Consider the following 11,061-nt stretch of genomic DNA (forward strand, 5'->3'; position numbering starts at 1 on the left):
CTGACGCCTACGGTTCTGTATGTGACCGAGACGACCCAGCAGCCTGAGACGACCGAGCGGAGCCCAGAATTCCGCCTGGCCATGAACACCCTGGCCGGACTGCGCCAGGATCTCTTCCACGACCCCTTCGCCTACCGGCCGCTGGCCCCGATGCGGACGGACGGTCCGATCACGGGACGGCTGCCGGGCCGGATACGCCAGTGGTCCGCCTGGACGCCGCACGCCGTGGTGGGGTTCGCGGCCTTCATCACGCTGGTGATCGCCTCCAGCTCGACCTCCTGGGGCACCGGGCCGATCGGCGTGCTGGCAGCGGGCTTCCTCCCGGCCGTCTCGGTGATCGCCACCCTGTTCCGCCCGGTGGGCGCGTGGTGGCTGTCGATAGCCTCCGCCCCCGTGGTGAGTGTCCTGAGCGGCACAGGACTCACGCCGTGGGCCGAGACGGTCTTCTTCTCCCACCTGGTGGTGATGGTGGTGGTGGCGGCCAGGACCCGGCCGCGTACCGCCGCCTGGATGTGGGTGCTCACGTTGCTGATGGGGGGCATGTTGGACGCCTTCGGCAACTCGTGGGGCTCCAACAGCGGCCCCATGGCCTTCGTCTCCGCGCTGGCGCTCCTTGTGGTGAGCATGATGCATGTCCGCCGCCACGCGCAGCAGGAGGTCGTTGCCCAGCAGCACGTCACCGCAGTGGAGCGGGACAAGCGCACGCTCCTGGAGGAGCGCACGACCATCGCCCGCGAACTCCACGACGTGGTGGCCCACCACATGTCGGTCGTCGCCATCCAGGCGGAAGCCGCGCCCTACCGGGTGGAGAACCCGCCGCCCGAGCTGGAGAAGGCCTTCGCCACGATCCGGGAGAACGCGGTTGCTGCCCTCACCGAATTGCGCCGTGTCCTCGGCGTCGTACGGGCCGAGGACTACGCGGCCCCGGACGCCCCGCAGCCGACGCTCGCCGTGCTCGACGGGCTGCTCGCCAACGTCCGTGAGGCCGGTCTCAGCGTCGAGAAGACGGTCACCGGATCCGTCCGCGAACTCCCGCAGGGAGTCGAGCTTTCCGCGTACCGGATCATCCAGGAGGCACTCAGCAACACGTTGCGCCACGCGCCCGGCGCCGACGCGGTCGTCGAGGTCAGTTACGTTCTGGGCGGTCTCGGTCTGCGCATAGTCAACGCTGCCCCGACCGGCGACGTGCGCCCCTCGCCCGGGGCGGGCCACGGGGTCACCGGCATGCGGGAGCGCGTCGCGATGCTGAACGGCGAGATGACCGCGGAGCCGACCGCGAGCGGCGGCTACGAGGTCGCGGTCTTCCTCCCCGTGTCCGCCGGAGAGGAGTCCGCATGACCATCCGGGTCCTGATCGTCGACGACCAGATGATGGTCCGGGAGGGCTTCTCGGTCCTGCTGAACGCGATGCCGGACATCGAGGTCGTCGGTGAGGCGGTCGACGGCCGCGAGGCCATCGCCCAAGTCGCGGCGCTGCGCCCCGATGTGGTCCTGATGGACATCCGCATGCCGGAGTTGAACGGCCTGGAAGCCACCCGGGAGATCGTCGCCGCTGACGCCGACGCCAAGGTGCTGGTCCTCACGACGTTCGACCTGGACGAGTACGTCTACCAGGCGCTGCGCGCGGGGGCGTCGGGCTTCCTGCTGAAGGACGCGTCGGCACGGCAGCTGGCGGACGGCGTGCGGGTGGTGGCGGCGGGCGAGGCGTTGCTCGCTCCTTCCGTGACCAAGCGTCTGATCGTGGAGTTCTCGAAGCTCTCGGACACCGCACGCCCGCCTGCGCAGGCGCAGATCGGTGACCTCACGGAACGCGAGACGGAGGTACTGGTGCTCATCGCGCAGGGCCTGTCGAACGCGGAGATCGCGTCGAAGCTGGTCATCGCGGAGTCGACGATCAAGACACATGTGAGCCGGATGCTGGTGAAGTTGGGTCTGCGCGACCGCACTCAGGCAGCGGTGTTCGCCTACGAGGCAAGACTGGTCACCCCAGGCTAGAGATTTCCTCGACGGCCACCTTGTTCTCCGGCAACATCTCCAGCCGCGTCCCTCCCTCAGGGCGAACGCTCCGGTGTGACCCGGTTTTCATCAGAGACGTCGTAGCTGCCCACCGGAAGTCGACACACCGTCCCTACCGAATGCGGCAGGGACACTGCGTCACCCTGCGCGGCTCCGGGCGCCGACGACCACGGGATCGCCGTCACCGGCAGCTGATGACGGATTCGGCCCAGTCGGCGAGTGCGACCGACCCGAACGGCGTGTGCGGCTCCACGACCAGCCGGATCGATGTGCGGCCTCCGATGCCCACATGCACCGGCACGGCGCGGTCCCCGCCACGGATCACCGGGGACTGCCACAGCCGCGTCCCGTCCCCGTACACCGAGAAGCGCACCGAGCCGAGTCCCAGCGTCATGTCGTCCACCCCGGCCCACGCGTCGTACGAAGTGCAGTCGCGGTTGAGGTCGATGGTGACGGAGGACATGGCGTGCGTGCTGACTCCGTGCGCGTACTGCTTGTCGGCGACCCGCAGCCCCCAGCGCTGCCAGAGCCAGCTGCTCCGGTCGAGCCTGATCTCCGGCGCTGTCCGGTCGCCGAGAACGGAGTACTGAAGCCGGTTCACCTGGTAGGGCACGGGCGACGCCGGCGGTGTAGGCGGCTTCGGGGTGGGCTTGGGGGAGGGCTTCGGCGACACGGGCCCGGGGGGCACCGGCTTCGGCCGGACGGGTGTGGGCGCGGGTGGCGTGGGCTTCGGGGGCTGCGGGGGCTTGGCCCTGGACGCTTCCGATTCGGGCGCGGCGGGCGCCGCAGGCACAGGCTCTGCAGAGGGCGGTGGCTTCTGCGGGTTGACGGGTTCCGCCGCCGGGGGCCTGGGCGTGCCGGCCGCCCTCGCCCTCGCCCTGGGCTCAGGCTCCGATTCGTCACCGGCCAGCGCGAACACCGCCCCGGCTGCCACCGTTACGGCGAGCGCCGCCGCGATTCCGGCCTTCGCCGGCGCGCCGAGCCCCTCGGCGGCAGCGCCTCCCGCGGCAGCCCCGCCCGTCGAGGTTCCGCCGGCCGCAGCGGCGGCGCCTGCTCCCGCGGCACCGCCCACCATGAGGCCGGCGGCCTTGGCCGAGTACCCGGCGGCGAACCAGCCGATGACAGCGACCGGAAGGAGTGCCGGGATACCGGCGTTGACGTCCATGATCTCACCGGCGGCCAGCCGGCACTTCGCGCACTGCTCCAGGTGCTCGCGCAGACCGCGCTCGGCCCGGATCCGCAGGCCGCCCCGGGCGTAGGCGCCCAGCCGGTCGGCGTAGCGCGCACAGTCACCGCCGTCGGTGAGCGCCGAGCTCACATGTGCCTGCAGATAGGCCTGCTTGAGGCCTTCACGAGCTCGACTGGCCAGTACCGCGGTCGCGTTGGGGGTCAACCCGAAAAGCGGCGCGACCTGGCTCGGCGACTCCTTCTCGACCGTGGTGTGCCACAGGACGGCCTGCCAGCGCTCCGGGAGGCTGCGAAAGGCCTGCATGGCCATGGTCTGCTCGGCCTGGTGCATCGCCCGGACCTCGGCGCCCGCGTCCAGCCCGGCCCCGAACGAACCGGCGTCGTCCGCCGCCTCGGTGATGCCGGCTGCCTGTGAGGCGAACACGGCAAAATCGTCGACCAGTTGCTCCCGCTTCGCCGTTTTCGTCCAGGCTGCCGCGACCCGTCGTACCGTCGTGAGCAGGTACGCGCGCACCGCGTACTCCGGACCGGCGCCGCCGCGCACCGCCTGCAGCGTGCGTGCGAAGACCTCGGCCGTCAGATCGTCCGCCGTGTGCGCGTCCCGGCAGCAACTCCGGGCGTACCGTCGCACCGAGTCCGCGTGTCGCCGGAACAGCTCCTCGTACGCACTGTCGTCACCGGACCGCATCCGGCCGATCAAATCGCCGTCGGAAGCCGGCCGTTGGGCAATCGGCCCGCCACTGCCGCCCTCGCGCTGCGGGGGAACCTGGGGCGAGGGCAGGACCGCCTCCGGCTCGCCGCCGGTGCCATCCTGTGGCTCGTCCTCACCGTCAACGCTCATCGCGGCAGCCCCCGCACGCACCCTCAGACCCGAACACCGGGCCACAGTGGCACAGAACGGGTGGATGCCGGAGCGCTATGACCGGCATCCACCCGTCCGGGTCGGTCACCCGTCGAAGCGTTACTCTCCACGCCTTCGGGGAAGGACAACCCAGCTGCCCACGCGGGCTGTTGACCGTCACACAGGCCGCGACCGCAGCCCCTCCAGCAGTATGTCCAGCAGCCGGGCGGAAGCCGCCGCCTGCTGAGCCGGGTCGGGCAGCGACGGCGCCGCCGTGGCTATCACCAGCAGCACGTCCGCCACCGTCACGTCGCCGCGCAGCTCACCCGCCGCCCGCGCCCGGTCCACCAGACGGCCGACCACTTCCAGCAGGGCCGTTGCGCCCGGGTCGTCGGGCTGGTCCGTGTCGTCCGCGGACCCGGACCGCTGCCCGGCCCCCCGCTGTTCTACGACGCGCAGACCGGGAGCCGGGGCGGCCGCCTGCCGCTGCTGCGGCACACGTGCCCCCTCCTGGACAGCGACTGCCTCCTGGACGTCCTGGACGACTCCCCGGACGACCGTGGAGTCCTCGGCGTCGACCCCGACGCGCAGCACTCGCGGCGGCAGCAGCCGACCGGCTCCCGACGCCACGGACGTACGCAGGAAACGCGAGAGCGCCGCCCACGGCTCTTCCTCCTGGCCGAGCGCCGTTCTCGCCTGTTCGGTCAGCCGGGCGGTCTCCTCCTCGGCTATACGCCGCACCAGGACGTCCTTGCTCGGGAACCGCCGGTAGACCGTCCCGACACCGACCCGTGCTCGCCGCGCCACGTCCTCCATCGGCGCCCCGTAACCCATCTCACCGAACACCTCGCGCGCGGCGCGCAGTACGTGTTCGAGGTTGCGCTGTGCATCCACACGAAGCGGCGCCGAACGGGCCACCCCGCTGCCACCCGCGACCACGCGCCCATTGCCTTCGGTTGCGATGGTTGCAGACCAATGCGAATCGTGAATGTGCATAACTGTTCCCCCGGTAATGACGTCTCCCCCCGGAGACTCCCCGCCTTGTAGGCCTGGGCTGATCCACGGGCCAAGACCCGACACCCCGACGAGGTACGAACATAGTTGAGCTGGAGTCAATTCAGAAGGGGGTAGTTCCGCACGGAGCGCCCCCCGATCGGAGTATGCACCGAAACCTTCCTGATTCCACCCCCTGCCCGCACCCCCCGCCCATGGCCTGACCTGCGGACCTTCAGGAAGGGCGGAAAGGGTCGGCGCTGCCCTCGCACCAGGCCCGCCGGTCACACAATTTGCCGGGCCTGTGGACAAACTCGCGAACGCGTTGCGTCATGGTGTGGTGAAGGCTGCATATTCGCGGGGGACGACCCCCGGACGCCCGGCCCCTGCGCGCATTCTCGTCGTCGGCGGCGGCTACGTCGGCATGTACACCGCGCTGCGGCTCCAGCGGGAGCTGAGGAGAGGCGAGGCCGAGGTCACGGTGGTGACACCCGAGCCGTACATGACGTATCAGCCGTTCCTCCCCGAGGCGGCCGCCGGCTCCATCTCGCCCCGCCACGTGGTCGTCCCGCTCCGCCGCGTCCTGGACAAGTGCAAAATCGTCATCGGCGAGGCACAGAAGATCGACCACGCCAAGCGTGCCGCCACCGTCGCCACCCTCGCCACCAAGGAGGAGGGCGCCGGCCCCATCGAGATCGCGTACGACGAACTGATCCTCGCCCCCGGCTCGGTCTCCCGCGCCCTGCCCGTCCCCGGTCTCGCCGACTACGGGATCGGCTTCAAGACCGTGGAGGAGGCCATCGGGCTGCGCAACCACGTCGTCGAGCAGATGGACATCGCATCCTCCACCCGCGACCCGGATGTCCGCGACGCCGCCCTGACCTTCGTCTTCGTGGGCGGCGGGTACGCGGGCGTCGAGGCGCTCGGCGAGCTGCAGGACATGGCCCGGTACGTCTCCCGGTACTACTACAACGTCACGGCCGAGGACATGAAGTGGATCCTGGTCGAGGCCACCGGCCGGATCCTCCCCGAAGTCGGCGAGGCGATGGGCCACTACACGGTCCGTGAACTGCGGCGCCGCAACATCGACGTCCGCCTGGACACCCGCCTCGACTCCTGCGAGGACCGGGTCGCCGTACTGAGTGACGGCTCACGCTTCCCGACTCGTACCCTCGTGTGGACCGCGGGCGTAAAGCCTCACCCCATCGTCGCCGCGAGCGACCTGCCCACGAACGCACACGGGCGCCTCGTGTGCACGCCCAAGCTCACCATCGAGGGCGTCGAACACGCCTGGGCGGCCGGCGACGCGGCCGCCGTCCCGGACATCACGGCCGGCGAAGAGGGCAAGGTGTGTGCCCCCAACGCGCAGCACGCCGTACGCCAGGCCAAGACCCTCGCCGAGAACATCCTTGCCTCGCTGCGCGGTCAGCCCCTGCGGGACTACGCGCACAGGTATGTCGGATCCGTCGCCTCCCTCGGCTTCCACAAGGGCGTCGCGCACGTCTACGGGCGGAAGCTGAAGGGGTACCCGGCCTGGCTGATGCACCGGGCCTACCACCTCAGCCGGGTACCTACGTTCAACCGCAAGGCGAGAGTCCTTGCCGAATGGACGCTCGCCGGACTCTTCAAGCGTGAGATCGTCTCTCTCGGATCGCTCGAACACCCGCGAGCCGAGTTCGAGCTCGCGGTGGGCGGAGAGCGTCCGAAGGACAGCAACGACTGACGTTGTCAGTGCCGTCGGCCACACTGGACGTGTGACCATAGGTGGGCTCACACCTGCACAGAGTGATCCCCCAAGCACCGACACAACAGCGACCTAGCAGCGATACACGGCGACACCACGAGGCTTGAGAGTCAGTGAACTTCACGCGCTGGAGCGCCCGGCTTCCCGGAACGCAGCGCCGCGCCGCAGCGCGGACAGATCGCGGTTCCGTGCCCGCAGCCCGCGGTGAGCACCCGGATCAGCCCGCGCCCGGCGCGGACTCCGCCAACGACGGGCACCCGCCCGCCAACGACGGGCACCCGCCCGGCGCCGGCGGCCTTACGCCGGACCACACGCCGGACGGGACACCGTCCCCGGTCGAGAAGGCCGACGACCCGCCCGTCCCCACGCTGGACGACGTGTCCGTACGGGAAGTCCTTGGCCGGCTCCCCGCACTCGTCGCCCTGGTGTACGGCCCCGAACACCGCATCGCCTACGTCAACGACGCCTACGCCTCCGCCTTCGGCCCCCGCCCGGCCGGAGCCCCGGCCCGCCAGGCCCTACCTGAGCTGGACGAGCTCGGCCTGATCCCGCTCCTCGACCAGGTACTGCGCAGCGGCAAGTCCCGTACGGTCAAGAACCGCAAGGGTCCGGGCGGCGGCTCGTACACGGTCACCTGCACACCGGTGGATGTCCGGGGCGCCGGCAAGAGCGGCGGCGTAATGATCTTCGTCGCCGATGTCACCGACCACGCGGAGGCCGCGGAGCGGCTGCGCGCCAGCGAGCGCCGCCAGCGCGAGGCCGCCGTCACCCTCCAGCGCTCCCTTCTTCCGCAGGAGTTGGAGCAGCCCGACGATCTGCGCATCGCGGCGACGTACCAGCCGGGCGGTACGGAGGCGGCCGTGGGCGGCGACTGGTACGACGTCATCACCCTCGGCGCCGGCCGGACCGCGCTCGTCATCGGGGACGTCATGGGCCGCGGGGTCCGCGCCGCGGCCGTGATGGGCCAGCTGCGCACTGCCGTCCGCGCGTACGCGCGGCTCGACCTCCCGCCGCACGAAGTACTGCAGCTCCTCGACGGCCTGGCCGCTGAGATCGACGCCAGCCAGATTGCCACCTGCGTCTACGCCGTCCACGATCCCAACGAGGGCCGCCTCGTCTACGCGTCGGCCGGCCACCTCCCGATCCTCGTCCGCGACGAGGACGGTACGGTCCGCCGCGCCGCGGACCCGACCGGCCCCCCGCTGGGCACCGGCGGCTGGCTGCACACCTCGGGCACGATCGCCCTCCCGCCCGGTTCCACCGCTGTCCTCTACACGGACGGCCTGGTCGAGCGGCGCGGCGAGGACATCGACGAGGGCGTCGCGGCACTCGAGCGGGCACTGTCCGGGGCGAAGGGCACCCCGCAGGTCATCTGCGACCGCCTGATGCGAGCGCTCGGCGTCACCGCAGACCACGACGACGATGTCGCCGTGCTCGTCCTTCAGCACCCGACGCGAACCGGTCCGGACGCCGAGCTCTTCCACAACGCCGCGCTGGAGCTCCTCGGCGGCATCGAGGCGGCGCCGCGCGCCCGCGCCTTCGCGACGGGGGTACTGGCGTCCTGGCGCTTCCCGGTGGAGCTGTGCGACCTGGGTGTCCTGGCGGCCAGCGAGCTCGTCGCCAACTCCCTCCAGCACGGCACACCGCCCATGCGCCTGCGGCTGCGCCGTACCGACCGCCGGCTCATCGTCGAGGTGACGGACGGGGACGACCATCTGCCCCGCCGCCGCCGCGCCGAACCGGCGGACGAGGCGGGCCGTGGCATCTCGATCGTGGCCACCATCGCCTCGTCGTGGGGCTCGCGCCGCACCCCGGGCGGCGGCAAGGCCGTCTGGTGCGAGTTCGCGCTCCCCGACGCCTGAACAGGCCCTCCTTCGAGGAGAGGATGCTGCCCCTCCTCGTCACCGGTTACGACCAGGCCGCGCCGGGCCCGGGCCTCAGGCGACTACGGGCGCCGGGGCCGGCTCGGTCGCCTGCTCCGGGATTCCCGTGGCCACCACACGCGATCTGGCGAGCGACGGGTTGTCCTGCAGCGGCCTGAGCTGCTTGCCCAGCCGGAGCGCGAGGACCGTGATCCCGAGCGAGAAGAGAATGAACGTCACGATGTACGGGCCGTGCAGCGAGGCCCCCATCGGACCGCCCACGGCCGGGCCGACGGCCAGCGCGAGCTGCTTGACCAGCGCGAACGCGGAGTTGTACTGACCGACGGCCGCCTCGGGCGCCAGGTCTGCGACGAGCGGTGCCACGGTAGGGGAGAGCATCGACTCACCGAGGCCGAACAGCGCGTAAGTGGAGACGAACGCGGCCGTCGCCATGGCCTGGCTGCCCCCGCCCATGCCCGCGTAGCCCGCCGCGATCCAGGCAACCGTCCAGATCAGCCCTACCAGCGCGATGACACGCGACCGGCGGCGCTTCTCCACCAGCCGCAGTACCACGAACTGCGCGACGACGATCACCGCGGTGTTGGCGGCGAGCGCCAGGCCAAGCGCCGACGGTGTGATTCCGGCGGCCTCCGTACCGAACGCGGCGAGCCCCGACTCGAACTGCCCGTAGCAGGCGAAAAACAGCACGAAGCCGAGCACACACAGCTGCACCATCGCCCGGTGGCGCAGCAGCCGGCGCCAGCCGCCCTTCGCCTCGGAGGCATCCTTGGGCATGGCGTCCTGGAGCAGCGGAGACCGCGGGAGCCTTACGGTCCCCGCGATGGCGGCCAGCACCAGGAACATGACCGCTTCTATGGTGAAGAGGAGAGTGAAGCTGCCCGGCCGGCTCTCGTCGACGATCTGACCGCCGAGCAGTCCGCCGATACCGAGGCCCAGGTTCTGCAGGAAGAACTGCGTGGCGAAGGCCCGGGTGCGCGTGGTCGGGGTCGAGGTCCAGACGATCATCGTCGCGAGCGCGGGCTGCATGATCGCGGCGCCCGCGCCGAGTCCGCCCGCAGCGAGTACGACCAGCTGGGTGCTGTTCGCCAGCCCGAGGCCCATCGCTCCGACGGAGGCGGTGACGGCGGCGCCGATGAGCACCGGAACCGGTCCGCGCCGGTCGATTGCCCGACCGGTGAAGGGCAGCACGACGAGTGCGGCCACGGCGAACACGGCGAGCACGATGCCCGCCGAACTGGCCCCCAGTTCCCGAACCTGCGCCACGTAGACGTAGAGGAACGGAACCGTGAAACCAATGCCGAACGCACTCAGCGCGTTGCCCGTCTGGATCCGGCGCATCGCGGCGCCCATCGCCCTGGTCATTTCACCTGCCTTAGGAGTGAGGTCTGAAGACTTCGAAGCTAAAGTTAGACCATTAACAATACACATCGAAGGACTTCGACGCCAACGCCGGCGTGCGATACTTCGCCACATGGGTGACACCCCCGGCCCCACCGCCATCAGCGAGCCGAGCCTCGACGAGCAGATCGCCGCCTACCAGCGCGAGTTCCGTGACCTCGACCCCCAGGTCGAGAAGGTCGTATCGGCACTCAGCCGCCTGAACCGCCGGATGAACGTCGCGTACGGCCGGCAGACCGCGGCGCTCGGCATCAGCAATGCGGAGTGGGAGGTGCTCAAGGCACTCGTCCTCTCCGGCAGCCCCTACCGCCTGGGCCCCAGCGACCTCGCGAAGCGCCTCGGTCTCACGCCGGCCGCCATGACCCACCGCATCGACCGCATGGTGGCGGAGGGCCTGGTCACCCGGGAGCGCGACGAGTCCAACCGGGTACGCGTGATCGTGGAGCTCACGGACGAGGGCCGCAGCAAGTGGCTCGAGGCGATGCGCATGGCCACGGTCTTCGAGGAGGAGCTCCTCCAGGACCTTTCGACGGAGGAGCGCGGCGTACTCGGCGAGATGCTGACCCGGCTGCTGCGCCGTGTGGAGGACACCCAGCCGGACGCCGGCGGCCGCCTGTCGGACCTGGACTGACGGACCTGGACCGACCGCCCGAGGGGCCACCCGTGGCGGGGTTGACACGCGACCGCCCGATCCGTAAGATTCTTCGAGTTGTCACGGGGCCGGAACGGTTCTGCGACACCACTCACGCCGCTGAGAAGCGGCAACCCAACTCAGCATGATTTCCCTGTGGGAAACGATTTCGGCATGCCGGAATTCAATTCCTCGACTCGATTATGAGTCGCCTGCGGAATCCGCTAGAGTTCGGGACGTCGGAACGGCCCAACAGCCGGAAAGACGAAACCCGCTGACTGGGAATCAGGCCCGAAAGGATCTGGTAGAGTCGGAGCCGCCGGAAAGGAAACGCGAAAGCGGGACCAGGAAGGCAACCAAATCCCACT

At 70.4% G+C, this 11,061-nt stretch carries 8 protein-coding genes; 5 read left to right on the forward strand and 3 right to left on the reverse strand.

Features of this window, described 5'->3' with window-relative positions; genetic code table 11:
• Positions 1-81: 81 nt before the first annotated feature.
• Together AB0M62_RS32005 and AB0M62_RS32010 are read left to right on the forward strand one after the other, a co-directional pair.
• Complete coding sequence (locus AB0M62_RS32005) at positions 82-1,338, forward strand: histidine kinase (protein WP_366077865.1); 1,257 nt, start codon at positions 82-84, stop codon at positions 1,336-1,338.
• Positions 1,335-1,994 (forward strand): response regulator transcription factor, encoded by a 660-nt coding sequence (locus AB0M62_RS32010; protein ID WP_366077858.1) that lies wholly within the window; start codon positions 1,335-1,337, stop codon positions 1,992-1,994. Before AB0M62_RS32005 ends, AB0M62_RS32010 begins: the two co-directional genes overlap by 4 nt.
• A 202-nt stretch (positions 1,995-2,196) precedes the next feature.
• Here AB0M62_RS32010 and AB0M62_RS32015 read toward each other — a convergent pair whose 3' ends face one another.
• Both AB0M62_RS32015 and AB0M62_RS32020 read right to left on the reverse strand, forming a co-directional pair.
• A complete protein-coding gene (locus AB0M62_RS32015; protein ID WP_366077859.1) occupies positions 2,197-4,044 on the reverse strand; it encodes a sigma-70 family RNA polymerase sigma factor in 1,848 nt (615 codons plus the stop codon).
• A 177-nt stretch (positions 4,045-4,221) separates the two neighbouring features.
• On the reverse strand, positions 4,222-5,040 hold the full coding sequence (locus AB0M62_RS32020; protein WP_366077860.1) for a helix-turn-helix domain-containing protein: 819 nt from the start codon (positions 5,038-5,040) through the stop codon (positions 4,222-4,224).
• Positions 5,041-5,374: 334 nt separating this feature from the next.
• Between AB0M62_RS32020 and AB0M62_RS32025 the strand changes: the two genes are divergently transcribed.
• Together AB0M62_RS32025 and AB0M62_RS32030 are read left to right on the forward strand one after the other, a co-directional pair.
• Complete coding sequence (locus AB0M62_RS32025; RefSeq protein ID WP_366077861.1) at positions 5,375-6,760, forward strand: NAD(P)/FAD-dependent oxidoreductase; 1,386 nt, start codon at positions 5,375-5,377, stop codon at positions 6,758-6,760.
• A 134-nt stretch (positions 6,761-6,894) separates the two neighbouring features.
• A complete protein-coding gene (locus tag AB0M62_RS32030) occupies positions 6,895-8,643 on the forward strand; it encodes a SpoIIE family protein phosphatase (protein ID WP_366077862.1) in 1,749 nt (582 codons plus the stop codon).
• A 75-nt stretch (positions 8,644-8,718) separates the two neighbouring features.
• Here AB0M62_RS32030 and AB0M62_RS32035 read toward each other — a convergent pair whose 3' ends face one another.
• On the reverse strand, positions 8,719-10,026 hold the full coding sequence (locus AB0M62_RS32035; protein WP_366077863.1) for an MFS transporter: 1,308 nt from the start codon (positions 10,024-10,026) through the stop codon (positions 8,719-8,721).
• A gap of 109 nt (positions 10,027-10,135) precedes the next feature.
• On the opposite strand from AB0M62_RS32035, the gene AB0M62_RS32040 reads away from it, so the two are divergent.
• Positions 10,136-10,693: a MarR family transcriptional regulator gene (locus AB0M62_RS32040; RefSeq protein WP_366077864.1), complete on the forward strand. Its 558-nt coding sequence runs from the start codon at positions 10,136-10,138 to the stop codon at positions 10,691-10,693.
• Positions 10,694-11,061 lie beyond the last annotated feature (368 nt).

This window comes from Streptomyces sp. NPDC051219 (assembly GCF_040682335.1).
Classification (GTDB): domain Bacteria; phylum Actinomycetota; class Actinomycetes; order Streptomycetales; family Streptomycetaceae; genus Streptomyces.